The organism is Bacillus sp. LK2, assembly GCF_001043575.1.
GTDB classification, from domain to species: Bacteria; Bacillota; Bacilli; order Bacillales; family Bacillaceae_G; genus Bacillus_A; species Bacillus_A paramycoides.
The window spans coordinates 29,473-55,767 of the sequence record NZ_LDUK01000040.1 but is presented as its reverse complement, the minus strand read 5'-3'; the positions used below and the strand labels follow the sequence as shown (position 1 = coordinate 55,767).

The window sequence follows — 26,295 nt, the reverse complement described above, 5'->3', positions numbered from 1 at the left end:
GAAGGCTCCTACATTGCATGAATCTAGTGTACCCAAACTTTAGATTATGTAGGGAAAAGGGATCCATTATAGGATTTCTTTTCTCATGTTTGAATCATATGATGGTAACTATGTTTCCGCATTTCATAATTATCATCAGTGATATATGTAAGGCATCCATATGAAAATACGAGGCTGTTCAAAGGTTTTCCGTACTTTTGGGCAGCCTCACCCCTTTAAAAAGGTGATACTTTGATGCATCACCTTTTTATTTATATAAGCTTTTACATACCTAAAAATAATAAAAAACAGCCGCTTAGTAGAAGGAATCTACAAAACGGCTGTTTTTTATTATATTTCTGTTAAGATAATCGGTTCACCACGTGTCACAACGACTGTATGTTCACATTGTGCAACAAGGCTTTTGTCCGGTGTAACGAATGTCCAGCCGTCATCACCGCGTTCGATAATATGATCAGCTTTCATAGAGATGAATGGCTCTACAGCGATAACAAGGCCGTCTTTTAGAAGAGCATTATCCATTGGATCATAGTAGCTTAAAATGTGGTTCGGAGCTTCGTGTAAGCTAAGACCAATACCGTGACCAGTTAAGTTTTGAATAACGTTATATCCACTTTTATGTGCAAAGTTAGAAACAGCACGACCAATTTGATTTTGTTTTGATCCAGCCTTTACTTTTTTCATTGCTTCCCAAAATGCATCTACCGCAGCTTGGCATAGCTTTTCTTTTTCTTCGTCTTCACCAAGAACAAATGAAATACCTGTATCAGCATAATAACCGTCAAGTGCTGCTGATACGTCTACGTTTACTAAATCGCCTTCTTTTAATACGCGATCTCCTGGAATACCGTGAGCAACTTCTTCGTTTACACTAATGCAAGTTACGCCTGGGAATTTATATTCTTTTTCAGGTGCTGACATAGCACCGTGCTCATCTAATACCTTCTTACCAATTAAATCTAGCTCTTTCGTTGTCATACCTGGCTTCGCTTGTTTTTTCATTTCTTCGCGTGCAAGTGCAACGATGCGGCCGATTTTTCGTAAGCCTTCTAAATCTTGTTCATTACGAATAATCATGAAAACCACTGTCCTTCCTCGAATTTATATCTTATCCGATTGTATCATGTTTATTTTGCTCCTGCTACTCGCGTGCGGTATGCGGGTTGATTCTGCTCATAAAGAATACATGACAATTGTCATATGGATGTCATGACGCATCATACTGTTTCCTAACTTTTCCAACGCATACAATGTAAATATAAGAAACGGCGGGGGTGGAGAGATGGAAAAGATTATTGAAGTAAATGGTGTTTCAAAAACATTTAAACATAAAAAAGCAGTAAATAATGTTTCGTTTCATGTGAATAAAGGGGAAATAGTAGCATTACTTGGACCGAATGGCGCAGGGAAAACAACGACGATATCGATGATGCTTGGATTAAAAGATCCAACGGAAGGAACGGTTTCTATATTTGGAAAGAGCCCAAAGCATAGAGATGTTCGTAATAGCCTCGGCGCGATGCTACAAGAAGTGAGTGTAATTGATAGCATTACAGTGGAAGAGGCAATTGAGTTATTCCGTAGTTACTATACAAACCCGGTAGCGAAAGAAACATTACTGCAGTTATCAAATTTAGAATCAGAGCGAAAGCAAAGATGCGAAAAATTATCAGGTGGGCAAAAAAGAAGGTTAAACTTTGCACTCGCACTTGCTGGTAATCCAGATTTGTTATTTTTAGATGAACCAACTGTAGGGATGGACATTACGTCTCGAAAAACGTTTTGGGAAACGATTAGAAAATTAGCAAGTGAAGGGAAAACGATTATTTTAACGACGCACTATTTAGAAGAGGCAGATGCTTTAGCTGATCGTATTTTATTATTTGCGAATGGAAAAATCATTGCAGATGGCACGCCTGACGAGATGAAAGCGACTATTTCTCGAAAAACAATCTCGTTTTATTCGAAAGAGAAAATTCCTAAGAACTTATTGAAGGAATTACCGAATGTAACAGAAGTACAGTCAAATGAAGGTCACTTCACTTTAACAACTGAAGATACGGATGCAACTTTAAAAGCAATTTATCAAAGAAATTTACCTGTAACAGACGTTTCAGTGGAACGTGGAAGTCTCGATGAAGCATTTGAACAGTTTGTCGCAAATCAGAAGGGGGAAATCGCATGAAAGCTTTATGGATGCAGTGCAAAATAGAGATTTTACGTACGTTTCGCAATAAATTATTTATCTTTTTCTCATTATTAATGCCAGTTATGTTTTATTACATCTTTACAAATGTAGTTCAAGTGCCACAGAACGGAGAAGCTTGGAAAGCACATTATTTAATTTCAATGGCGACTTTCAGTATTGTAGGGACTGCACTTTTTAGTTTCGGTGTGAGGCTTTCTCAGGAAAAAGGGCAAGGGTGGACACATCTTTTAAAAATTACACCACTTCCAGATGGTGCGTATATAACAGCTAAAATTATTGCTCAAACAGTAGTGAATGCTTTTTCAATCTTAGTTATTTTTATGGCAGGAATATTAATTAATAATGTGCAATTAACAGTAGGACAATGGATCGGTGCTGGGTTATGGTTATTATTAGGCGTGACACCATTTTTAGCGCTCGGAACAGTAATAGGTTCAATTAAGAAGGCAGATGCAGCTGCTGGTCTAGCGAATATTTTAAATATGTGCTTAGCAATTCTTGGTGGCCTATGGATGCCAATCGAAATATTTCCAAAAATATTACGATCTATCGGTGAATGGACACCAACATATCATTTCGGAAGCGGTGCATGGGATATTGTAGCTGGAAAATCAATTGGTTGGGAAAATATCGCGGTACTAGGAGGTTATTTCCTTATATTTGTTGTAGTATCAATATATATAAGAAAAAGACAGGAAGCGGTATAAATGATAGAGAAAAAGTTTGAAGTTTTTCCAAAACATATGGGTTTCTTCCCATATATGTGGCTCGTGTATTTGTTGTTTCCAATTTACCATTTAACACAAGCGTCAGGATGGAAGTTTATAATAGGGAGCGGTATGTTGATACTTTTTATTATCACATACCGTCAACTTTATTTTGTTAATAAGACTTTCGTTTTATGGGCATGTATTCAAATGATACTCATCTTTTTATTTGCCTTATTTTATAATGCTTTTATGATATTTTTTGGTTTTTTCACGGCAAGTGCGATGGGCTTTGCGCCAAGTAAGAAAGTATTTCGAGTGTTGTTGGGACTGTTGATTACAATGCTTGGGGCCTTTATATTCGTATATTTTAAACAGTTAACAACTACAAGTTTAGTGAATATCGTTCCGATGTTCATATTAATGCTTCTTACACCATTTGGAATGCGTAATTTTAATCAAAAAAAGATGTTAAAGAATCAACTAAACGAAGCAAACGAGCAAATTAAAGATTTAGTAAAGCGAGAAGAACGTCAGCGAATTGCAAGGGATCTTCACGACACATTAGGGCATACGTTATCTCTCATTACTTTAAAAAGTCAGCTCGTGGAGAAGTTAATTGTGAAGAATCCAGAACGCGCAAGTATAGAAGCGAAGGAGATTACACAAACATCTCGCACCGCTTTAAAACAGCTGAGAGAATTAATTTCTGATATGCGTATGATTACAGTAGAAGAAGAGCTTGAACAAATAAAAGTAATTTTACAAGCAGCTAATATTGATTTGAAAATAGAACAAGAAGCGAGTGCGAGTTCGTTATCACCAATTGAACAAAATATTGTAGGAATGTGTTTACGTGAGGCAGTGACGAATGTTGTAAAACATAGTAAAGCAACGCAGTGTACAGTCTCGGCATTAGAATCGCAAGGTGAGCTGATTTTGAAAGTAGAAGACAACGGTATCGGTTTAGCGGATCAAAACCATGATGGAAATGGTATCCGCGGTATGAAAGAGCGAATTGCTCTTATTGATGGATTTGTTGAACTAGATACGATAAATTCAGGGACATTGTTAACAGTGAAAGTTCCAATTGTAATTAGAACAGGGAAAGATGAGGTGAGGGCATGATTCAAATTATTATTGCAGAAGATCAACGGATGCTTCGTGGCGCATTAGGAGCCCTACTTGATCTAGAAGATGATATTGAAGTTGTTGGGCAAGCAGCGAATGGGGAAGAGGCGTTAAAATTAATCGAATCGCTAAAGCCTGATATAAGTATTATGGATATTGAAATGCCGATTCAAAGTGGTTTAGATGTTGCTGAAACGTTGGAGAAGGAGAAATCATCTTGTAAAGTAATGATTTTAACGACATTTGCGCGTCCCGGTTATTTTGAAAGAGCGATGAAAGCTGGTGTACACGGATATTTATTGAAGGATAGTCCGAGTGAAGATTTAGCCTCAGCAATTCGAAATGTCATGAAAGGGAAGCGAGAGATTTCGCAGGAGCTAATGTTTGGGTTATGGCAGGAGCAAAATCCCCTATCAGATCGTGAAAAAGAAGTACTTTTACTTGCGAAAGAAGGAAAGACGGCAAATGAAATTGCGAAGGCACTTTATCTTTCACCTGGTACAGTGCGTAATTACATTTCTGAAGTATTAGCGAAGCTCGATGCGAAAAATAGGATTGAGGCAATTACAATTGCAGAAGAGAAGGGCTGGATATAAAAAAGAAGTTTACCTATAAGTGGTAAACTTCTTTTTTGCTTATTTTCCTTGTTGTACTTCTACTACTTTATTAATTTTTGCTAGAGCCTTATATCCATGTGCTTGGAAAGCCTTTTCGAATTCTGTTGATGTCGTATTACTATATAAATCTTTTGCAGCCTGTACAATGTGAGATTGAAGTGATTCAAAATCTTCCGCTGAAGTTGCGTAGTTTTGCAATGCACGCATAACAACTTTGCTTACTTTTTCATTTCCTTGTTTTTGAACAAATATACCGTTATACGTTTTACCTTCAGCTAATTGATATAATACATGGCTAATGATTCCGGAATTCACGTGAGATTCTTGATTATTTCCGTCATTATAGAAATCTTGTAAGTTTGTATATAGTTTGTTGCCACCATCACCAATTTCCCTTGGGATGTCACGAATTGTTAGGCCACCTAACGTATCGCCCATAATCCAATTTCCTTTATCTTTCTTTACGTAATATTCTATTTGTGTACCCCAGAAATCTGCCAGGCCTTCATTTAGTGCAGATGTTTCAGCACTTGGATATCTCACAATTTTATTTTTTGTTGTACCACTAAATACAGCATGTCCAAATTCATGTGCAGTCACGTCAAGAGCAGAGGTTAATTTTCCATTTAGGCCGTCACCAAAGACCATTTGATTCCAAGCCGGATGCCAAAATGCATTTACATAATTTTCTTTTATACCATCACTAACTTCTGTAGAATCAAATCCGTGGACGCTAGCAACAACTTTTGAGTCTTTATTATCGTAACTTTTTAGATTATGTTCTTTCTTGAAATAGTCGTAAATATAGCTCATGTTTTTCATAACACCAGCTGCTTCTTTATCTGCAAAATTAGGAGTATTACTTGAAATGAGCGTTCCTGGATAGCCGACTTGGCTATCTCCGCCGAGGGAATCAGCATAGTTTGCGTTATAAATATAAATACCACTTCCGCGGGATAGATCAGCTAAATAAAACTTTCCGTCAGAACCCTTTGCAATATTAAATAATACATTTTCCTGTAGAGCATTTTTTCCAGTTCCTTGCTCTTTAGCTAGGGAAAGGCTGGGTGATGTTACTTGATTAATAGATTTATTTTCTTTATTTTTAATGAACTTTTCCTGGAATAGTACTTCACCAGTTTTTAAATCAACGATTGCATTACCGCTTATAATTTGTTCATGGTTTTCGTAAGTAAATGTAATAACAGTTGCGAACGTGTAATAACCATCTTTTTTCTTATAAACAACGGTTTCGCTAGAGAATTCTGTTTCAGCCGCATCGTTTGGAATTTGAACTGTATCGCGTAATTTAGATTTTACTTCATTTTTCGACAAAAAATTTGTTATAGTAAGATTAGGTTGTTGGTCTAAATTTTGGACAACTTTACCACTAACAGTAGTAATCACTCCATTTTTATCTACTTTTACAATGAGATCTTGACCATATACTTTATAGTTTTTGTAAGTTTGTGCAAGGCGAACTTCGGTTTGATTTTCTTTTGTTTCTTTATTTGTAGGTTGAAAATTAACGTTTTTTTCAGTTGTAACTTGCTCTTGTTGAGCTTTAGCCCCGTTTACCTCACCTTTTAAATATTTTTTAGCAATATTCTCTTTCGTATCATTTTGAGGTTGTGTTAATTTCCCAATTGTTAAACCAGGCTGAGCAATTTCAACTTTTACTTCATTTTTATCTAATTCTTGGGCATGAATAGCTTCTGTTGATAAAGGACAAAGGAGACCGAATGTAACGAATGCACTAGCAAGTTTTCTATAATTCATCTATAACACTCCTAATCTATTGTATGTGAGATGAATTGTATGAAAAATTTGCCGAATTTTATATATATTATGCATTATTTCATATCAAAAATTGTCGAATTCACATTATTGTAGTGGTATGACAACTCAAAAAATTAGATTGTTATAATGGGATGGTGAGTAAGTATGCACGCAGAAAAATTAGGAAGTGAAATAAAGAAAATTAGGGTTATGAGAGGATTAACACAAAAACAGTTATCCGAGAATATATGTCATCAATCGGAAGTGAGCCGAATTGAATCGGGCGCGGTATACCCAAGTATGGATATATTGCAAGGCATTGCAGCGAAGTTACAAGTTCCCATTATTCATTTTTATGAGGTACTCATTTATTCTGATATTGAGAGAAGTAAGCAGTTAAAAAATCAAATTATTATGCTTTGTAAGCAAAAGAAATATAAAGAAATTTATAATAGAGTATGGAATGAGTTGAAAAAGGAAGAATATCATCCCGAGCTTCAGCAATTTCTTCAATGGCAATATCATGTAGCTGCTTACATATTGAAAAAAATCGATTACGAATATTGTATTTTAGAATTAAAGAAATTACTCAATCAACAATTGGCAGGAATAGATGTATATCAGAATCTTTATATTGAAAACGCAATTGCAAACATTTATGCTGAAAATGGCTATTTTAAGAAGAGTATTGAGTTATTTGAAAATATATTAAAACAATTAGAGGCATTGCATGATAATAAAGAGTTTGATGTGAAGGTGAGACATAATCATGCAAAAGCATTATACTTAGATAATCAATACGAAGAAGCGCTTTGTCAAGCAAATAAAGCCATTGAGCTATCGTGTCGAATTAATAGTATGACATTAATTGGACAGTTATACTATCAAAAAGGTGAATGCCTAGAAAAGCTAGAGTGTGATAGAGCAGAAATTGAAGATACTTACGAAAAAGCGTACTTCTTTTTCGATATATTAGGAATCCATGCGTTAAAAGAATCACTTATAAAAAAAATGAAGAAATAAAAAAGACCTAAAAAACAAATATGCATAATTGCATAAGATATGGATAAATTTTCATGATATATTTAAAGAAAAAAATGTGGGTGATGGAATATGAAAAAACTACTTATTGGTAGTCTGTTAACGTTAGCGATGGCATGGGGTATTTCATTAGGAGATACAGCTTTAGAGAAAAATCAAGTAATTTCTCCTGATGATCAAGAGATACAATTAGCTTCAGATGTACCTTTTGAGTACTAAAAAACAACCGTCTAACTTAGACGGTTGTTTTTTTATGGAGTAACATCCACACATCTTTACTAGAAACAGGTTTGCTAAAGAAGAATCCTTGAATGTGGTCACAGTTTTGCTCGTGTAAAAACTTCCATTGTTCATCTGTTTCTACCCCTTCCGCAATAACCTCTAAATTTAATTCTTTTGATAGTGTAATAATGGAAGCGATAATCGCTTCTTCTAACGGGCTATTTGTAATTCCACAAATAAATTCTCGAGCAATTTTTAATGTATTGATTGGATATTTTGTTAAATAAGCTAAAGAACTATAACCAGTCCCAAAGTCATCAATTGAAATTTGAATACCGAGATTTTGAAGTTGTTCTAGTTTAGCAATTACAGAATGATTTTGATTAATCGCGATACTTTCCGTAATTTCAATATCTAGTGCTTCTGGTTTTAGTTCTGTTTCTTCCAAGACTTTTGAAATAGTCGGGATTAAATCTGCACGGTTAAATTGAACAACAGATAAATTTACACCAACCTTTAAGTGCGAAAATCCTTGGTTATGCCACTTTTTAGCTTCTAAGCAGGCAGTACGTAAAATCCAATTACCAAGTTCAATAATAAATCCTGTCTCCTCCGCTAGAGGGATGAATTGGGCAGGTGATACAATTCCAAGTTTTGGATGTTTCCAATGAATTAACGCCTCAAAGCCGATAATTTGTTTTGTTTTTGTGTTTACTTGTGGCTGGTATTCAAGGAAAAATTCATTTTGTTGTAGTGCTTTTGAAAGTTCACCTTCTAGGAAGTGTATTTCGTTTTGCGCAATACTCATTTCCTCTGAGAAGAAAACAAATCTGTTTTTTCCATTCGCTTTTGCTCGATACATAGCCATATCTGCATTTTTCATTAATTCGGTTACATCGGTTCCGTATTCTGGATACATTGCAATTCCGATACTCGGTGTAATAGAAAGCTCTTCATCTTTAATGAAGAAGGGCTTATTTAAGATAGTTAAAATTTGTTCGGCTATAAAAGTAGCGCTTTTTTCAGAGTACATATCTGGTAATAGCATATAAAATGGAATGTTTTTCATTGTGAAAATTACTTTTTTTGAAAAAAATAGCGCAATGTTACAATTTACCATTGTAACGTTGCGCCGTTTTTTCTTTTTATTCCCCTTATAGAAGAGATTTCATCTATTAATTGAAGAAGTGCTAAATCCTTTTGTTTGCTTTCAATCATAATATCGAAATTATGATTGATTTTTTTTGCAATGTGTAAAAAGGGTTTAATAAACCCTAAATCAATATAATCTGCGTGAGCCCTAAATTCTTTTTCTGATTTAGGAGAAGAAATATGAACTTTAGGAGGGACGTTTGTGTGTGACCAAGTTTCAAAAATCGCAGGAAGTAACTCTTCTAGCGGTTCACCACAAAGGTTTGCTATGTGATGATGATAATCGAATACGAAAGGGATGGTTTCTTTTTGACAAATAGCCAAGGTTTCAGAAGTGGTATACGTTTTATCATCATTTTCAAGAGTCATTTGTTCTTTTATATATGAAGGAAGTTTTTTTATGTTTTCATGAAAACGTCCAATTGCACTTTCCTTATTTCCATACGCGCCTCCTACATGAATATTAATGTAGGAGGAATCTGCAATTCCTATAGCGTCTAATACGTTATAATGATAGGTCATATCCGTAATCGCATTAGTTGTAATATGTGGTTTGTCGCTTGTAAATAGCGTAAATTGATTTGGATGGAAACTTACGCGCAAATTGTGTTCCTGAATTAATGCCCCTATTTTACGCCAAAGCGGTGCAAATGCTTGAAGATAATTAAATTCGACTTCGGGATGTGTTGCAAGCGGAACGATAGAAGATGATAAACGATATAATGGAATTTCATGTGCAATATTGTAATGAAGGATGCGTATTGTATGTTCTAGATTTTGTAGTGTAACATTATATAATTTATCCTCACGCTCTTGTTTTTTGAGTTTTTTCCAGCTTGTAAATGTCATTGTTTTGGCAGGAGAACAGTCCCACAATGCCATAGCATGTGAGACATATCCAAATCGCATTATCATATGTGATGCACCTCTTTAGCTCTTGAAATTTGCCTATAAGAAGAAAGCGAGTATCGTTCCTATCCACTCTTTTCCCCGATCAATAATAGAGAGAGGGCTAACATCTTCAAAGGAAAGCAATGAGGAGCTTTTCAAATCTTCCTCGAATTTGTTTTTTACTTCTTGTATGAAATGTTTATCATATAAAAGGCAGTTGATCTCATGGTTAACATATAAACTTCTCATATCAACATTAGCAGTTCCGATATCACAAATACAATCGTCTACTATAATAATCTTGGCATGAAAAAATCCTTGTTGAAATGCGTAAATATTACAACCGGCTTGTATTAACTTCCGGCAATATGGAAACTTTGCCTCTCGAACGAGGGCGTGATCAGCCTTTTGTGGAACGAGAATCGTTATTTGAACCCCACGTTTCCGTGCTTTTAATAAAGCGTTCATAATTTCTTTACCGGGAATGAAATACGGTGTACCGATAAAGAGCTCTTCTTTTGCACTTTCGATTAAATGTAAAAATGTATTTTGTAAATAGGCACCGTCAGTCGGAATAAAGCGATGTAGAATAGCACCACGTTGTTGTTTGGGAAAATAAAGAGATGAATCTAATAAATTTTGGTTCGTATCATCAAACCAGTCATGTAAAAACTGTTTTTGCAAATCTTGTATCCCTTCTCCTGTAAGACGTAAATGATAATCTCGCCATAACCCTAACTTTTGATTGTGGCCTAAATATTCCTCGCCGATATTAAATCCACCAATATAACCAATCTTCCCGTCAATAATTGTAATTTTTCTATGATTTCTTTGATTTGCAGAAAAGAAAAGAAAAGGAAATTTCACTTTGTGACAAAATGAAAAAGAGACACCATGTTTTTGTAGGGAGTACATCGCCTCTTTTGATAAAGAATGACTTCCAAACCGGTCGAGTAAAAGTCTTACTTCAACTCCCTCTTGTGCTTTATCGATAAGTAACTTTAAAAACTTACGACTTATTTCATCGTTTTTGACAATGAAAAATAAAACATGCACATGGTGTTTGGCTTGCTTAATATCAGTAAATAGAGCATCATACAAATCTTTTCCATATGTATAAAGGTGAAAGTCACTTTGACGCAAAGGGAATGAACGAGAACGTATACGCTTTAAATGAAGAATTCTCCCGTACGAAAGGTCAATTGTAATCCAAAGAGTGGCGCCTATTAATAAGAGAGATAAGAAGAACATGAGTAAATTCCCTCCTTCGCATTCTTTTCACCTTCAGTTTGTTACAAATTAAATTTTCACTTTATAGTTTCACCGAAATAAACAGCTTTATTAAAAAATGTGTTGTTGTATAACAAAAAACTGTTGACTGAATGCTCACTCATTATATAATGGTGGTAGGGGATATAATTCAGAAAATTATATATTTTCGAAGATTCTAAAAAGAAAGAGGGCTTACAAAGAGAGGGGTAGCATAAAAATGAATAGCTTACTAATTATTAATTGGCTGGCTGCCATTGCTGTTATTGCTTATGCGGGATATTTGTTTGTATATCTTATACGAACGAGGATGGCCTACATACAATTAGGAAAAAAGATAGAATTTGACCGTCGTTTTAAAGAGCGTTGGGATCTTCTTAAGGTCAATGTTTTCGGTCAGAAAAAGCTGCTGAAAGATAAAAAGAGCGGTATCATTCACGTTATGTTCTTTTACGGATTTATTCTTGTCCAATTTGGAGCAATCGACTTCGTTTGGAAAGGACTCGCACCAGGATCACATCTTCCACTTGGACCACTATACCCTGCATTTACATTCTTCCAGGAAATTGTCACACTCGTTATTTTAATTGCAGTCTTTTGGGCTTTTCATAGACGTTATGTTGAAAAGCTTGTTCGTTTAAAACGTAATTTCAAATCAGGCCTTGTCCTTATTTTTATCGGTGGTTTAATGCTTTCAGTGCTACTTGGTAACGGGATGGGAATTATATGGCACGGCGAGGAATTTTCATGGAGTGAACCAATCGCTTCTGTAATCGCTTACGTTTTCTCAGGAGTAAATGAAACTGTAGCCATTTCAGTATTTTATTTCTCTTGGTGGGTGCATTTACTAATTTTGTTAACGTTTTTAGTTTATGTACCGCAATCAAAACATGCGCATTTAATTGCTGGACCAGTCAACGTATTTTTTGGACGTCTTTCAAATCCAGGGAAACTTGAAAAAATCGATTTTGAAGATGAAACACAAGAAACGTTCGGTGTTGGTAAAATTGAAGACTTTAGACAAAATCAGCTCGTTGATTTATATGCTTGTGTAGAGTGTGGCCGTTGTACAAATATGTGTCCGGCAACAGGAACAGGAAAAATGTTATCACCGATGGATTTAATTTTAAAACTTCGTGATCATTTAACTGATAAAGGAGCAGCGGTAACATCAAAGGCACCGTGGGTTCCAGTTGTTGCTTTTAATAATACACAAGGCAATCAGTTGGCGATGATGGCAGCTGGAAAAGGACAACAAGAATCAGCGGCTACAGCGTTAGCTTACGATCCAAGTTTAATTGGAGACGTTATTACAGAAGAAGAGATTTGGGCATGTACAACGTGCCGTAACTGTGAGGACCAGTGCCCAGTTATGAATGAGCATGTTGACAAGATTATTGACTTACGCCGCTATCTCGTTTTAACAGAAGGAAAAATGGATGCAGAAGCACAACGTGCAATGACAAACATTGAACGTCAAGGAAATCCATGGGGTCTAAATCGTAAAGAGCGTGAAACATGGCGCCAAGGTGATGATGAGGTAACCGTTCCAACTGTGAAGGAGAAATCAAAAGCTGGTGAGGAATTCGAATATTTATTCTGGGTTGGTTCGATGGGATCATATGATAATCGCAGTCAGAAAATTGCGATATCGTTTGCGAAGTTAATGAACGAGGCAGGCATCTCATTCGCGATTCTTGGTAATAAAGAAAAGAACTCTGGAGATACACCACGCCGCCTCGGAAATGAATTCGTATTCCAAGAGATGGCGACAAAAAATATTGAAGAATTTGAAAAAGCAGGAGTGAAGAAAATCGTTACGATTGACCCTCATGCTTATAACACCTTTAAAAATGAGTATCCGGACTTTGGCTTGCAAGCAGAAGTCTATCATCATACAGAATTGTTAGCTCAGTGGGTGAAAGAAGGGCGCTTAAAACCAGTTCACCCTATCGAAGAAACAGTTACGTACCATGATTCCTGTTACTTAGGAAGATACAACGAAGTATACGAAGCACCGCGTGATATTTTAAAAGCAATTCCAGGCGTGAACCTTGTGGAAATGGCACGTAATCGTGAAACGGGAATGTGCTGTGGTGCAGGTGGGGGCCTAATGTGGATGGAAGAAACGACAGGCTCTCGTATTAACGTTGCTCGTACAGAACAAGCGCTAGCTGCTAAACCATCAATTATCGGTACAGGATGTCCGTATTGCTTAACGATGATTAGTGATGGTACGAAAGCAAAAGAAGTGGAAGAACAAGTTCAAACTCTCGATGTAACAGAGATTTTAGAACGCTCTGTTATCGGGCAGAAGAAAGAAGCAATGTAGTTTGTAGGAATGCATACAACTTTAGAGAGAGGTGCAATAATTGCACCTCTTCTCAACGTAAGAATACCGAACGAGCGCTCAGCGCTAACAAATGAAATGGGGGAAATGGAAATGAGTAAAACAGTTATTTTAAGTGCTGCAAGAACACCGGTTGGAAAATTCGGAGGAACTTTAAAAGACGTAAAAGCAACAGAACTTGGAGGAATCGCAATTAAGGCAGCGCTTGAAAGAGCAGATGTTGCCGCTAGTGATGTTGAAGAAGTTATATTCGGGACAGTTATCCAAGGAGGGCAAGGGCAAATTCCATCACGCCAAGCAGCGAGAGCAGCTGGAATCCCTTGGGAAGTGCAGACGGAAACAGTGAATAAAGTTTGTGCATCAGGGCTTCGCGCAGTTACTTTAGCAGATCAAATTATTCGTACTGGTGACCAATCGCTTATTGTAGCTGGTGGAATGGAATCGATGAGCAACAGTCCTTACATTTTACGAGGAGCAAGATGGGGATACAGAATGGGTCACAACGAAGTTATCGATTTAAACGTTGCGGATGGTTTAACATGCACATTTTCAGGTGTACACATGGGTGTTTATGGTGGAGAAGTTGCAAAAGAAGACGGAATCTCTCGCGAAGCACAAGATGAATGGGCATATCGTAGCCATCAACGTGCGGTGTCAGCACATAAGGAAGGTCGTTTTGAAGAGGAGATTGTACCAGTAACAATTCCGCAAAGAAAAGGCGATCCTATCGTCGTTGCTAAGGATGAAGCGCCACGTGAAGATACAACGATTGAAAAATTAGCGAAATTAAAACCAGTATTTGATAAGACAGCAACAGTAACAGCTGGTAATGCTCCAGGATTGAATGATGGCGGTGCTGCACTTGTATTAATGAGCGAGGAAAGAGCGAAGCAAGAAGGAAGAAAGCCATTAGCGACAATTTTAGCGCATACGGCAATCGCGGTAGAATCGAAGGATTTTCCAAGAACGCCGGGTTATGCAATTAACGAATTGCTGAAAAAAACAGGCAAGACAATTGAAGAAATTGATTTATTTGAGATTAACGAAGCATTTGCGGCAGTAGCGATTGCGAGTACAGAAATTGCTGGGATTGACCCAGAGAAATTGAATGTAAATGGCGGCGCAGTAGCGATGGGACATCCAATTGGCGCGAGCGGAGCACGTATTATCGTTACTCTTATTCATGCTTTAAAACAACGCGGCGGCGGCATTGGAATCGCTTCGATTTGCAGTGGTGGCGGTCAAGGTGACGCAATTATGATTGAAGTTCATTAATCAAACGGTGCTGTAAGAGAACGGGTTCTTTAGTAATTAATGATTTGCTTTATTAAAAAGGAGGAAGAAAGAATGGGCGTACAAAAAATAGTTGTAATTGGTGCAGGACAAATGGGTTCAGGTATTGCACAAGTGTGTGCAATGGCAGGCTATGACGTGAAAGTACAAGATTTAAAGCAAGAGCAATTAGACCGAGGATTGGCTGTCATTACGAAAAATTTAGCTCGTCAAGTAGAAAAGGGTCGCATGAAAGAAGAAGAGAAAGAAGCTACATTAAATCGTCTTACATGGACACTCGATTTAAATAGTGTCAAAGAAGCTGATCTTGTTATCGAAGCAGCTGTTGAAAAAATGGATATTAAAAAGAAAATTTTTGCGAATCTAGATGAAATTGCTCCAGAACACGCAATTTTAGCGACGAACACGTCATCTCTACCAATTACGGAAATTGCAGCGGTAACGAAACGTCCTGAGAAAGTAATCGGCATGCACTTCATGAATCCAGTTCCAGTTATGAAGCTCGTTGAAATTATTCGCGGTTTAGCAACAGATGATGCGGTATATGAAACGATTGAGGATATTACGAAAAAGATTGGGAAAGTACCAGTTGAAGTAAATGATTTCCCAGGGTTTGTATCTAACCGTATTTTATTACCGATGATTAACGAAGCGATTTATACGTTATATGAAGGAGTAGCGACGAAAGAAGCGATTGATGAAGTAATGAAACTTGGTATGAATCATCCGATGGGACCTCTTACATTAGCTGATTTTATTGGTTTAGATACGTGTTTATACATTATGGAAGTGTTGCATGAAGGATTAGGAGATAGTAAGTATCGCCCATGTCCATTATTACGTAAGTATGTAAATGCAGGATGGTTAGGACGTAAAACGGGTCGCGGCTTCTACGTTTACGAGTAAATTCCTCCTTATTAATAAAGTAGTGGTCTTACCAAATAGTTAAAAAGATATATAGCAAATGGGGGCGAAGTACATGAATTTTCATTTTACTGAAGAGCAACAAATGATGAGGAAAATGGTTCGAGATTTTGCGCAGAAGGAAATAGCTCCCTTTGTTCCTAGTATGGAACAAGGGGTGTTCCCCAAAGAGATTTTGCAAAAGATGGGTGAACTTGGATTAATGGGAATTCCAGCGCCTTCAAAATACGGTGGCGCAGAAATGGATTTTATTTCTTATATTTTAGCGATTGAAGAAATCTCAAAGGTAAGCGCAACAGTTGGTGTAATTTTAGCTGTACATACATCAGTTGGAATGAACCCGATTTTATATTTTGGAACAGAAGAGCAGAAGCAGAAATATGTTTCGAAGCTTGCGACTGGTGAATATTTAGGTGCCTTCGCCTTAACAGAGCCAAATGCAGGATCAGATGCAGGGAGTTTGAAATCACGTGCTGTAAAGAAAGGCGATCACTATATCATTAATGGATCGAAAGTATTTATTACAAATGGCGGTGAAGCAAGTACATATATCGTCTTCGCTTCTACAAATCCAGATGCAGGGAAAAGTGGTATTTCTGCATTTATTGTAGAGAAAGATACACCAGGCTTAATCATCGGAAAAGATGAGCATAAGATGGGGCTTCTTGGTTCTCGTACAGTGCAACTTACGTTCGAAGATATGAAAGTGCCGGCTGAGAATTTACTTGGTGAAGAAGGACAAGGATTTAAGGTGGCAATGGCGAATTTAGATGTTGGACGAATTGGAATCGGAGCGCAGGCGTTAGGAATCGCGGAAGCAGCGCTCAAATGCGCAGTTGATTATGCAAAAGAGCGTGAGCAATTTGGAAAGCCAATTGCGGCGCAGCAAGGAATCGGATTCAAACTTGCAGATATGGCGACAAGTGTGGAAGCAGCGCGACTACTCGTATATAGAGCGGCATCGCTTAGAGCGCAAGGGTTACCATGCGGTAAAGAAGCATCTATCGCGAAGTTATTTGCTTCTAAGACAGCAGTTGAAGTTGCGATCGAAGCAGTGCAAGTATTTGGTGGTTACGGTTATACGAAAGATTATCCAGTGGAACGATTTTTCCGTGATGCAAAGATTACGCAAATATACGAAGGAACGAGTGAAATACAAAAGCTTGTAATTAGTCGAGCTTTATAAAAAGGGTAAGGGGGAGACTGGAATGCATTTTAAATTATCAGAAGAACATGAAATGATAAGAAAAATGGTTCGGGATTTTGCGAGAAATGAAGTAGCGCCGACAGCAGCTGAGCGTGATGAGGAAGAGAGATTTGATCGAGCTTTATTCGACCAAATGGCAGAGCTTGGTTTAACAGGTATTCCATGGCCTGAAGAGTATGGCGGGATTGGAAGCGATTACTTGGCATATGTAATTGCCGTTGAAGAATTATCACGCGTCTGTGCTTCTACAGGCGTAACATTGTCTGCTCATACTTCACTTGCTGGATGGCCGATTTTTAAATTTGGAACAGAAGAGCAGAAACAAAAGTTTTTACGTCCAATGGCTGAAGGAAAGAAAATCGGTGCATACGGCTTAACGGAACCAGGTTCTGGATCAGATGCTGGCGGAATGAAGACGACTGCAAAACGAGATGGAGACCATTACATATTAAATGGTTCGAAAATCTTTATTACAAATGGCGGCATTGCTGATATTTATGTTGTTTTTGCATTAACAGATCCTGAATCGAAGCAGCGCGGCACGAGTGCATTTATTGTGGAGAGTGATACACCAGGATTCTCGGTTGGGAAGAAGGAGAGTAAGTTAGGAATTCGCTCTTCGCCAACGACTGAAATTATGTTTGAAGACTGCCGTATTCCTGTAGAGAATCTACTAGGAGAAGAGGGTCAAGGATTCAAAGTTGCGATGCAAACATTAGATGGCGGCCGTAATGGTATTGCGGCGCAAGCGGTCGGTATTGCACAAGGAGCTTTAGATGCTTCTGTAGAATATGCAAGAGAACGTCATCAGTTTGGGAAGCCGATTGCAGCGCAACAAGGGATTGGCTTTAAACTTGCGGATATGGCAACGGATGTAGAGGCGGCACGTCTTTTAACATATCAAGCGGCTTGGCTTGAGTCTGAAGGGCTTCCGTACGGGAAAGAATCAGCGATGTCAAAAGTATTCGCAGGTGATACAGCGATGAAGGTGACGACTGAAGCAGTACAAGTATTTGGTGGTTACGGTTATACGAAAGATTATCCAGTAGAGCGTTATATGCGCGATGCAAAGATTACACAAATATACGAGGGAACACAAGAGATTCAAAGGCTTGTAATTTCTCGTATGTTAACGAAATAGGAACAAAAGCGTAGGTATTTTCCTACGCTTTTTCCTTCCAAAAATAATAGAGAGAGGTGAAGGGGATGGTTAAACATAATGTACATGCGTCAGTGAAAGATGAAAAATTAGTTGCGTTAAGGCGTGAACAAATGATTAAAGGTGCAGTGCAACTTTTTAAGCAAAAAGGATTCCCGCGTACAACAACGAGAGAAATTGCGAAAGCGGCTGGATTTAGTATTGGAACACTTTATGAATACATTCGCACAAAAGATGATGTATTATATTTAGTTTGTGATAGTATTTATGAACATGTAAAAGAACGTTTAGAGGAAGTAGTGTGTACAGAGAAGGGGAGTATAGAAAGTTTAAAGATAGCGATAACGAATTACTTTAAAGTGATGGACGAATTGCAAGAAGAAGTATTAATCATGTATCAAGAAGTACGTTTTTTACCGAAAGAATCACTCCCATATGTATTAGAGAAAGAGTTTCAAATGGTAGGGATGTTTGAGAATATTTTAGAACAATGTACAGAAAATGGAACATTCATATTAAATGAAAAAGAAATACAGCTTCTTGCACATAATATTTTCATACAAGGGCAGATGTGGGGATTTAGACGCTGGGCTTTACAAAAACTGTATACGCTCGAGGAATATACAGAAATGCAAATTAGGTATGTGTTGCAAGGAGCACATATGCTCCCGAAATAAGGAAGGAACAAATTATAATTTTAGTACCATATAAAAGTTTCACGTTTTTTTTGTAGCATATTTGTGCGACTTTTGTTTATAATGAATAGTATGGATTTTTTTAAGCAGACCGTTATATATAAGGTTATATTTGAAGAAAGGAAGTGCCGCATAAGTGGATTTTAAGCAATATTCACCAGAAGAGCTAAAAGAATGTTCCATGATTGAAGTTGTACATAGTGTGTTAGGGGATAAAAGACAAGCAACGACATTCAACGAGTTGGTTCAAGAAATCGCTCAAGTGCTGGGACTATCTCAAGAGCAAGTTAATGCGAAACTCGCACAATTTTATACAGATTTAAACATCGATGGACGTTTCATTAATTTAGGAGAAAATCGTTGGGGGCTACGCAGCTGGTACCCATATGAGCAAATTGATGAAGAAATCTTACCTCAGCCAAAACCGAAGAAGAAACGTAAAGTTGAAGAGGACGGTTTTGACGACTACATCGAAGAAGATGAAGATGACTTCGACGATGCAGACGGAAATGAAGAAGATGAAGATGATGTAGAAGATTTGGACAAGGTTCTTGAAGACGAAGACGCAGATGATGAAGATGAAGATCTTGATGATTTAGAAGAAGATGAAGATGACTTCGCTGAAGAAGAACTTGAGTACGATGAAACTGAAGAAGAAGAAGAGGAAGAATTGTAGTTCTTGACTTTTCATTATCGTCCATGTAGAATCATTTTTGGGCTCTTTAAAAAAGGACGATAATACTTTTTAAGTGTAAATATAAAAGAAAATTGCTCCCTACTTATTACTTTATGTGATGAGGGGAGCAATTTTCTTTTTTGTTTTTTGTTTAGAAAATAAAAAGAGTCTAACAATAAGATAGATACAGTGTTATCTACATACGTTGCGCTTTGCAACGGTGATTATATAACAACAAGGTAGAAGGGAGTATTTTCATGACTAAGTATATTTTTGTAACAGGCGGTGTAGTATCGTCTTTAGGTAAAGGTATTACAGCAGCATCTCTTGGAAGACTTTTAAAAAATCGTGGTTTAAACGTAACGATTCAAAAGTTTGATCCATACATTAACGTAGACCCTGGGACTATGAGCCCATACCAACACGGTGAGGTATTCGTAACAGATGATGGTGCAGAAACGGACTTAGACCTTGGTCACTATGAGCGTTTTATCGACATCAACTTAAATAAATACAGCAACGTAACAACAGGTAAAATTTACTCTTCAGTTCTTCAAAAAGAGCGTCGTGGTGAATATTTAGGAGGAACAGTTCAAGTTATTCCTCACATTACTAACGAAATTAAAGAACGTGTATATCGTTCTGGTCGCGAAACAAACGCGGACGTTGTTATTACAGAAATCGGTGGAACTGTTGGTGATATCGAGTCTCTACCATTCCTAGAAGCAATCCGTCAAATTAAGAGCGACATCGGTCGTGACAACGTAATGTACATTCACTGTACGTTAATCCCATACTTAAAAGCAGCGGGTGAAATGAAAACAAAACCAACGCAACATAGCGTTAAAGAGCTTCGCAGCTTAGGTATTCAACCAAATATTATCGTTGTTCGTACAGAACTACCTGTTTCTCAAGATATGAAAGACAAGCTTGCATTATTCTGTGACATCGATACAAAAGCAGTTATCGAAGCACGCGATGCAGATACTTTATATGCGGTTCCATTATCTCTTCAAGAACAAAACATGGACCAAATCGTTTGCGATCACTTAAAATTAGACAATCCAGCTGCAGATATGACAGAGTGGACTGCGCTAGTTAATAAAGTACGCAACCTTTCTAAGAAAACAAAAATTGCTCTTGTTGGTAAATACGTAGAGCTTCAAGATGCATACATTTCTGTTGTAGAAGCACTTCGTCATGCGGGCTACTCATTCGACACAGATGTAGAAGTGAAATGGGTAAATGCTGAGCACGTAACAGCAGAAAACGTAAAAGAATTAGTTGGCGATACAGATGGTATCCTTGTACCAGGTGGCTTCGGCGATCGCGGTGTAGAAGGTAAAATCGTTGCAATTCAATATGCTCGTGAAAACAAGGTTCCATTCTTAGGAATTTGCTTAGGTATGCAACTTGCATCAATCGAATTCGCACGTAACGTATTAGGATTAGAAGGAGCTAATTCTTCTGAAATTAATCCTGACACACCTTATGCAATCATCGACTTATTACCAGAACAAAAAGATGTAGAAGACTTAGGTGGTACACTTCGTCTTGGTCTATACCCATGTAAGCTTGCTGAAGAAACAAATGCTTACAATGCTTACAATGAGCCGGTTGTATATGAGCGTCATCGTCATCGTTATGAGTTCAACAATCAATTCCGTCCGGATATGGAAAAAGCAGGATTTGTATTCTCTGGTACAAGCCCAGACGGTCGTCTAGTTGAAATCATTGAGTTAAAAGACCACCCTTGGTTCGTGGCGGCACAGTTCCACCCAGAACTTGTATCTCGTCCAAACCGCCCACAACCATTGTTCCATGATTTCGTAAGAGCATCTATTACGAATAAAGAGAGCAAGTAATAAAAAAAGCGCCTGAAATAGGGCGCTTTTTTTAATATTCGTTTAACATTTCATCAATTGTAAACTTCAATCCGTGATAAGCAAATAAAGCCACAATTAAACTTGGGAATCCGTAGCGGTTACCTTCATCGTCTGGAATAAGACCTTTTAACAGTTTTGTATCAATATGTACATCTGTATATTGTTCCAGTGATTCCGTACCTTCTTGAATAGCAGAGATTCCAACGATAGATTGACCTTCTTCTTGAAGCTTTTTCGCGATTTTTACAATTTCTTCGTCAGTTGAAAAGCGGCTAATAAGAAGTACACGGTCCGCTGAAGTCACTGTTTCCAGCTCTCCGTTTTCTATTAAACGTTTTGCTTGTTTCATTGGTTCAGCACCGAACAACGCCTCTGAAATAATGCCCTCCATTTCGTTTGTACCATGCAAGTAAATAAAGCCATCGCCAACTAATGCTTGAGCGAGTAGACGGGCGCTATCTTCTAAGCTCATTTCTTCTTTTTGAGAAATTCTAGAGAAATATCCACTTAATTGAGTTGAGAAAATTTTTAACATGTTGTTGCTCCTTTCTTTCGTGTTAGCCGGTTCCCATTATAGCTTATTTTTTTTAGAAAGGGGAAATCGTAGGGTGGCATAACAAAATAGGAAACGGTAAAATAAGAAAGAATAGGAAGGAATTTGGCAAAGAATAGCGAAAATAAATCGATAAGATATAAGAAGCTTTAAATCTTGTATTTACACAGAAAGGTTGGGAGTTATGGAAGGGAAAATTTTAATCGTTGATGATCAATATGGCATTCGTGTGTTATTACATGAAGTGTTCCAAAAAGAAGGTTATCAGACGTTCCAAGCAGCGAATGGATTTCAAGCTTTAGATATCGTGAAAAAGGATAATCCAGATTTAGTAGTGTTAGATATGAAAATTCCAGGTATGGATGGTATAGAGATTTTAAAGCATGTAAAAGAAATTGATGAGAGTATTAAAGTAATTTTAATGACTGCTTATGGAGAGCTTGATATGATCCAAGAAGCAAAAGATTTAGGAGCTTTAATGCACTTCGCTAAACCATTTGATATTGATGAAATTCGTCAAGCGGTGAGAAATGAGCTTGCTGTAGAGGCTTAAAAATGAATTTTTTATAAAAAATATGGAAAAAAGCGTTTACATGGACTATTGAGCAGGTGAATACAGTTGAGTTTTTGAGTACAAGTTGTTATCCTATTGAGTGTAGAAAAAAGTCCGGTATGTATATATACATATTTTACCTTATTCTGGTCATACTACCAGCGATAAGAACTTATCGGATACAAAAAACGTTTTTTAGGAGGATTCACCATGCCTTTAGTTTCTATGAAAGAAATGCTAAACAAAGCACTAGAAGGAAAATACGCAGTTGGTCAATTCAACATGAACAACTTAGAGTGGACTCAAGCTATCTTAGCTGCTGCGGAAGAAGAAAAATCTCCTGTAATCCTAGGTGTATCTGAGGGTGCAGCTCGTCATATGACTGGTTTCAAAACAGTTGTAGCTATGGTTAAAGCTTTAATCGAAGAAATGAAAATCACTGTTCCTGTAGCGATTCACCTTGACCACGGTTCAAGCTTCGAAAAATGTAAAGAAGCAATCGATGCAGGTTTCACATCTGTAATGATCGACGCTTCTCACCACCCATTCGAAGAAAACGTTGAAACTACTAAAAAAGTAGTAGAATACGCACACGCTCGTAACGTATCTGTTGAAGCTGAGCTTGGAACAGTTGGCGGACAAGAAGACGACGTAATCGCTGAAGGCGTAATTTACGCTGATCCTGCAGAGTGTAAGCACCTTGTTGAAGCAACAGGTATCGATTGCCTAGCTCCAGCTTTAGGTTCTGTACATGGTCCTTACAAAGGTGAGCCTAACTTAGGATTCGCTGAAATGGAACAAGTTCGTGACTTCACTGGCGTACCTTTAGTATTACACGGTGGTACTGGTATCCCAACTGCTGATATCGTAAAAGCTATTTCTTTAGGTACTTCAAAAATCAACGTAAACACTGAGAACCAAATTGAGTTTACAAAAGCTGTTCGTGAAGTATTAAACAAAGACCAAGAAGTTTATGATCCTCGTAAATTTATTGGACCTGGCCGCGACGCTATCAAAGCAACTGTTGCTGGTAAAATGCGTGAGTTCGGTTCTAACGGTAAAGCGTAAGAATAAAATTCCGTTTTGGAAACCGTCTAGTCTTTTAGACGGTTTCCTTTCGTTGTATAATGAAAGCGTGAACAAGTCTAAAGATTTTATAAAGTGAATTTTTAGTCTGTAAATATAGAAAATAATGTGCATAGTCCTATTAATAAATGTGATAAGTATCTGAATGGATGAATTTGATTCGATGAATAGTTAATCTTCACCTATTTGTACTACAGGGGAGCTACAGGTGATGGTTTTCTACTTATTGAGTTTTAGGGTGGAAAGAGTGATTGAGATTCTTAAGGGGAATCTTCTACTTATTCTTATAAAGAAGTAGAAGGTAAATACATTCACAAGAAGGGAGCTCAATATGGAAAAATTGCTAATTGAAGGCGGAAGAGCTTTAAATGGAACAATTCGTGTGAGTGGTGCAAAGAACAGTGCTGTTGCACTAATTCCAGCGACGATTTTAGCGGATACTCCAGTAACTATTGGTGGCGTTCCTAATATTTCGGATGTGAAAATGTTAGGAGACTTACTAGAGGAAATTGGAGGGAAAGTAACATATGGGCAGGAGGAAGAGATGGTAGTAGATCCTTCTAACATGGTTGCGATGCCTTTACCAAATGGAAAAGTGAAAAAATTGCGCGCCTCGTATTACTTAATGGGGGCAATGCTTGGCCGTTTTAAAAAAGCTGTTATTGGGCTTCCTGGTGGATGTCATTTAGGGCCGAGACCGATTGATCAGCATATTAAAGGTTTTGAAGCATTAGGTGCGCATGTTACCAATGAACAAGGTGCCATTTATTTAAGAGCAGATGAACTACGTGGAGCGCGTATTTATTTAGATGTTGTTAGTGTAGGAGCGACGATTAATATTATGCTAGCGGCTGTACGAGCGAAAGGTAGAACTGTTATTGAAAATGCTGCGAAGGAACCAGAGATTATTGATGTAGCTACATTGTTAACAAGTATGGGCGCGCGCATTAAAGGCGCTGGTACAGATGTAATCCGAATTGATGGTGTAGATTCTTTACACGGTTGTCACCATACTATCATTCCAGATCGTATTGAAGCTGGTACGTATATGGTTTTAGGGGCAGCGTCAGGAGGAGAAGTAACAGTTGATAATGTTATTCCTCAGCATTTAGAATCAGTTACTGCGAAGCTAAGAGAAGCTGGTGTTCAAGTTGAAACGAATGATGACCAAATTACAGTGAACGGCAATAGAAGGTTAAAAGTAGTTGATGTAAAAACGCTAGTATATCCAGGGTTTCCAACAGATTTACAACAGCCGTTTACAACGCTTTTAACAAAAGCGCATGGAACAGGAGTTGTAACTGATACAATTTACGGCGCACGTTTCAAGCATATTGATGAACTGCGCCGTATGAACGCGCAAATTAAAGTAGAAGGCCGTTCGGCAATTGTGACTGGACCTGTTTTATTACAAGGTGCGAAGGTGAAAGCGAGTGACTTACGAGCTGGAGCATCCCTTGTTATTGCTGGTTTAATGGCAGATGGCATTACAGAAGTAACGGGACTTGAGCATATTGATCGAGGGTACGAAAATATAGTAGACAAGCTTAAAGGGCTTGGTGCAAACATTTGGCGAGAACAAATGACAAAGCAAGAAATTGAAGAAATGAAGAACGCTTAAAGTGATACTTCCGTTAATGGGGAGCGAAGAATCACTATTGGCAGAAGTATCACTTTATAGAAAAACACGGTTCACAAAATACGGCAGAAATATACAGACTTAAAGGAGAGGGATTATCGTGGAAAGAAGTTTATCTATGGAGTTAGTACGTGTAACAGAGGCTGCAGCATTATCATCAGCGCGTTGGATGGGACGCGGAAAAAAAGATGAAGCAGACGGTGCAGCGACATCAGCTATGCGTGATGTATTTGATACAGTTCCGATGAAAGGTACAGTTGTAATTGGCGAAGGTGAAATGGATGAAGCACCAATGCTATATATCGGAGAGAAATTAGGTACAGGGTATGGACCACGCGTAGACGTTGCGGTTGATCCTTTAGAAGGGACAAACATCGTAGCGGCGGGCGGATGGAATGCACTTGCTGTTATTGCAATTGCAGATCACGGTAATTTGTTACATGCTCCTGACATGTACATGGATAAAATCGCGGTTGGCCCAGAAGCAGTTGGGGCGGTTGATATCGACGCACCTATTATCGACAACTTACGTGCCGTTGCGAAAGCGAAAAATAAAGATATTGAAGATGTTGTAGCAACGGTTTTAAACCGTCCGCGTCATCAAGCAATTATCGAAGAAATTCGTAAAGCTGGTGCTCGTATTAAATTAATCAACGATGGAGATGTAGCTGGAGCGATCAATACAGCATTTGATCGTACAGGTGTAGATATTCTATTCGGTTCTGGTGGAGCACCTGAAGGTGTATTAGCTGCAGTTGCATTAAAATGCTTAGGTGGAGAAATTCATGGAAAGCTCTTACCACAAAACGAAGCTGAATTAGCGCGTTGTAAAAAAATGGGCATTAACGATATAAATCGCATCCTTCGTATGGAGGACTTAGTAAAAGGCGACGATGCAATCTTTGCAGCAACAGGTGTAACAGACGGAGAACTATTACGCGGCGTTCAATTTAAAGGTAGCGTCGGAACAACACAATCTCTTGTTATGCGTGCAAAATCAGGCACAGTACGCTTCGTAGACGGACGCCATAGCTTAAATAAAAAACCGAATCTGGTTATTAAGTAAAAAGTGGAGGCGGCTCGTTCAGCATCGCAGGACATTGGAGCTCTCGACCAAGAAGCGCCTTTTGCTTCGAACGAGAGAGCGAAATGGCCGGAGATTCTAGCCGCTGAAACTGGATTAAATAAAGGCAGAAATGGCTTATCTATCCTTCCTTAAAATAAGATGAGTAGAAAAAAGAAAGAAATATAAAAAG

Annotated in this window: 23 protein-coding genes and 1 pseudogene; 18 read left to right on the top strand and 6 right to left on the bottom strand. The window is 37.8% G+C overall.

The window, feature by feature from the left end:
* Nucleotides 1–330 precede the first annotated feature (330 nt).
* Entirely contained in the window at nucleotides 331–1,077 is a 747-nt protein-coding gene (gene map / locus VK90_RS20770) for a type I methionyl aminopeptidase (RefSeq protein WP_002174392.1), read from the bottom strand.
* Between the two features lie 205 nt (nucleotides 1,078–1,282).
* Here map and VK90_RS20765 point away from each other — a divergent pair, with 205 nt between their 5' ends.
* Genes VK90_RS20765 through VK90_RS20750 form a run of 4 tightly spaced genes read left to right on the top strand, consistent with a single transcriptional unit; the run spans nucleotide 1,283 to nucleotide 4,643 of the window.
* Nucleotides 1,283–2,185, top strand: coding sequence for an ABC transporter ATP-binding protein (locus VK90_RS20765; RefSeq protein WP_048374892.1), 903 nt, complete (start codon nucleotides 1,283–1,285; stop codon nucleotides 2,183–2,185).
* Nucleotides 2,182–2,916, top strand: coding sequence for an ABC transporter permease (locus VK90_RS20760; RefSeq protein ID WP_048374890.1), 735 nt, complete (start codon nucleotides 2,182–2,184; stop codon nucleotides 2,914–2,916). Before VK90_RS20765 ends, VK90_RS20760 begins: the two co-directional genes overlap by 4 nt.
* Nucleotides 2,917–4,044: a sensor histidine kinase gene (locus tag VK90_RS20755; protein ID WP_048374888.1), complete on the top strand. Its 1,128-nt coding sequence runs from the start codon at nucleotides 2,917–2,919 to the stop codon at nucleotides 4,042–4,044.
* Nucleotides 4,041–4,643, top strand: coding sequence for a response regulator transcription factor (locus VK90_RS20750; RefSeq protein WP_048374886.1), 603 nt, complete (start codon nucleotides 4,041–4,043; stop codon nucleotides 4,641–4,643). Before VK90_RS20755 ends, VK90_RS20750 begins: the two co-directional genes overlap by 4 nt.
* Nucleotides 4,644–4,682: 39 nt before the next feature.
* On the opposite strand, the gene VK90_RS20745 is transcribed toward VK90_RS20750, so the two are convergent.
* On the bottom strand, nucleotides 4,683–6,443 hold the full coding sequence (locus VK90_RS20745) for a M4 family metallopeptidase (protein ID WP_048374885.1): 1,761 nt from the start codon (nucleotides 6,441–6,443) through the stop codon (nucleotides 4,683–4,685).
* A gap of 165 nt (nucleotides 6,444–6,608) precedes the next feature.
* Here VK90_RS20745 and VK90_RS20740 point away from each other — a divergent pair, with 165 nt between their 5' ends.
* Both VK90_RS20740 and VK90_RS20735 read left to right on the top strand, forming a co-directional pair.
* Complete coding sequence (locus VK90_RS20740; protein WP_048374884.1) at nucleotides 6,609–7,466, top strand: helix-turn-helix domain-containing protein; 858 nt, start codon at nucleotides 6,609–6,611, stop codon at nucleotides 7,464–7,466.
* A gap of 90 nt (nucleotides 7,467–7,556) precedes the next feature.
* The gene (locus tag VK90_RS20735) at nucleotides 7,557–7,703 is read left to right on the top strand and encodes a quorum-sensing peptide PapR (protein WP_048374882.1); all 147 of its coding nucleotides are present in this window, start codon (nucleotides 7,557–7,559) and stop codon (nucleotides 7,701–7,703) included.
* Between the two features lie 16 nt (nucleotides 7,704–7,719).
* On the opposite strand, the pseudogene VK90_RS20730 reads toward VK90_RS20735, so the two are convergent.
* The 3 genes and pseudogenes from VK90_RS20730 to cls all read right to left on the bottom strand — a co-directional run.
* Nucleotides 7,720–8,760, bottom strand: a pseudogene (locus VK90_RS20730) (putative bifunctional diguanylate cyclase/phosphodiesterase); the annotation flags it as partial.
* A 59-nt stretch (nucleotides 8,761–8,819) separates the two neighbouring features.
* Nucleotides 8,820–9,773 carry a UV DNA damage repair endonuclease UvsE gene (uvsE, locus tag VK90_RS20725; protein WP_048374881.1) on the bottom strand — a complete coding sequence of 318 codons (954 nt, stop codon included), beginning with the start codon at nucleotides 9,771–9,773 and terminating at the stop codon, nucleotides 8,820–8,822.
* Nucleotides 9,774–9,806: 33 nt separating this feature from the next.
* Nucleotides 9,807–11,000 (bottom strand): cardiolipin synthase, encoded by a 1,194-nt coding sequence (cls, locus tag VK90_RS20720; RefSeq protein ID WP_048374880.1) that lies wholly within the window; start codon nucleotides 10,998–11,000, stop codon nucleotides 9,807–9,809.
* A 238-nt stretch (nucleotides 11,001–11,238) separates the two neighbouring features.
* Here cls and VK90_RS20715 point away from each other — a divergent pair, with 238 nt between their 5' ends.
* The 8 genes from VK90_RS20715 (at nucleotide 11,239) to pyrG (ending at nucleotide 21,187) form a co-directional block, all read left to right on the top strand.
* Nucleotides 11,239–13,350, top strand: a complete 2,112-nt coding sequence (locus VK90_RS20715; RefSeq protein ID WP_002174381.1) for a heterodisulfide reductase-related iron-sulfur binding cluster — start codon at nucleotides 11,239–11,241, stop codon at nucleotides 13,348–13,350.
* Between the two features lie 9 nt (nucleotides 13,351–13,359).
* The gene (locus tag VK90_RS20710; protein WP_156185441.1) at nucleotides 13,360–14,643 is read left to right on the top strand and encodes an acetyl-CoA C-acetyltransferase; all 1,284 of its coding nucleotides are present in this window, start codon (nucleotides 13,360–13,362) and stop codon (nucleotides 14,641–14,643) included.
* Nucleotides 14,644–14,715: 72 nt separating this feature from the next.
* Nucleotides 14,716–15,567: a 3-hydroxybutyryl-CoA dehydrogenase gene (locus VK90_RS20705; protein ID WP_002094337.1), complete on the top strand. Its 852-nt coding sequence runs from the start codon at nucleotides 14,716–14,718 to the stop codon at nucleotides 15,565–15,567.
* 73 nt (nucleotides 15,568–15,640) lie between these two features.
* Nucleotides 15,641–16,771, top strand: coding sequence for an acyl-CoA dehydrogenase (locus tag VK90_RS20700; RefSeq protein WP_048374876.1), 1,131 nt, complete (start codon nucleotides 15,641–15,643; stop codon nucleotides 16,769–16,771).
* A 22-nt stretch (nucleotides 16,772–16,793) separates the two neighbouring features.
* Nucleotides 16,794–17,933 (top strand): acyl-CoA dehydrogenase AcdA, encoded by a 1,140-nt coding sequence (gene acdA / locus VK90_RS20695; RefSeq protein WP_025147035.1) that lies wholly within the window; start codon nucleotides 16,794–16,796, stop codon nucleotides 17,931–17,933.
* A 65-nt stretch (nucleotides 17,934–17,998) separates the two neighbouring features.
* Nucleotides 17,999–18,628 carry a TetR/AcrR family transcriptional regulator gene (locus VK90_RS20690; protein WP_025147036.1) on the top strand — a complete coding sequence of 210 codons (630 nt, stop codon included), beginning with the start codon at nucleotides 17,999–18,001 and terminating at the stop codon, nucleotides 18,626–18,628.
* A gap of 154 nt (nucleotides 18,629–18,782) precedes the next feature.
* The gene (gene rpoE, locus VK90_RS20685) at nucleotides 18,783–19,322 is read left to right on the top strand and encodes a DNA-directed RNA polymerase subunit delta (protein WP_048374874.1); all 540 of its coding nucleotides are present in this window, start codon (nucleotides 18,783–18,785) and stop codon (nucleotides 19,320–19,322) included.
* Nucleotides 19,323–19,579: 257 nt separating this feature from the next.
* Nucleotides 19,580–21,187: a CTP synthase gene (gene pyrG, locus VK90_RS20680; protein ID WP_002174373.1), complete on the top strand. Its 1,608-nt coding sequence runs from the start codon at nucleotides 19,580–19,582 to the stop codon at nucleotides 21,185–21,187.
* A 31-nt stretch (nucleotides 21,188–21,218) separates the two neighbouring features.
* Here the strand turns inward: pyrG and VK90_RS20675 are convergent, their stop codons facing one another.
* The gene (locus tag VK90_RS20675; RefSeq protein ID WP_025147039.1) at nucleotides 21,219–21,743 is read right to left on the bottom strand and encodes a DUF2529 domain-containing protein; all 525 of its coding nucleotides are present in this window, start codon (nucleotides 21,741–21,743) and stop codon (nucleotides 21,219–21,221) included.
* Nucleotides 21,744–21,945: 202 nt separating this feature from the next.
* Here VK90_RS20675 and spo0F point away from each other — a divergent pair, with 202 nt between their 5' ends.
* The 4 genes from spo0F to glpX all read left to right on the top strand — a co-directional run bounded on the left by spo0F (nucleotide 21,946) and on the right by glpX (nucleotide 26,105).
* On the top strand, nucleotides 21,946–22,314 hold the full coding sequence (gene spo0F / locus VK90_RS20670; protein WP_000398594.1) for a sporulation initiation phosphotransferase Spo0F: 369 nt from the start codon (nucleotides 21,946–21,948) through the stop codon (nucleotides 22,312–22,314).
* 210 nt (nucleotides 22,315–22,524) lie between these two features.
* On the top strand, nucleotides 22,525–23,382 hold the full coding sequence (locus tag VK90_RS20665; protein WP_048374871.1) for a class II fructose-bisphosphate aldolase: 858 nt from the start codon (nucleotides 22,525–22,527) through the stop codon (nucleotides 23,380–23,382).
* A 349-nt stretch (nucleotides 23,383–23,731) separates the two neighbouring features.
* The gene (gene murA, locus VK90_RS20660) at nucleotides 23,732–25,021 is read left to right on the top strand and encodes a UDP-N-acetylglucosamine 1-carboxyvinyltransferase (protein ID WP_002174370.1); all 1,290 of its coding nucleotides are present in this window, start codon (nucleotides 23,732–23,734) and stop codon (nucleotides 25,019–25,021) included.
* Nucleotides 25,022–25,139: 118 nt separating this feature from the next.
* A complete protein-coding gene (gene glpX / locus VK90_RS20655) occupies nucleotides 25,140–26,105 on the top strand; it encodes a class II fructose-bisphosphatase (protein ID WP_048374869.1) in 966 nt (321 codons plus the stop codon).
* Nucleotides 26,106–26,295 lie beyond the last annotated feature (190 nt).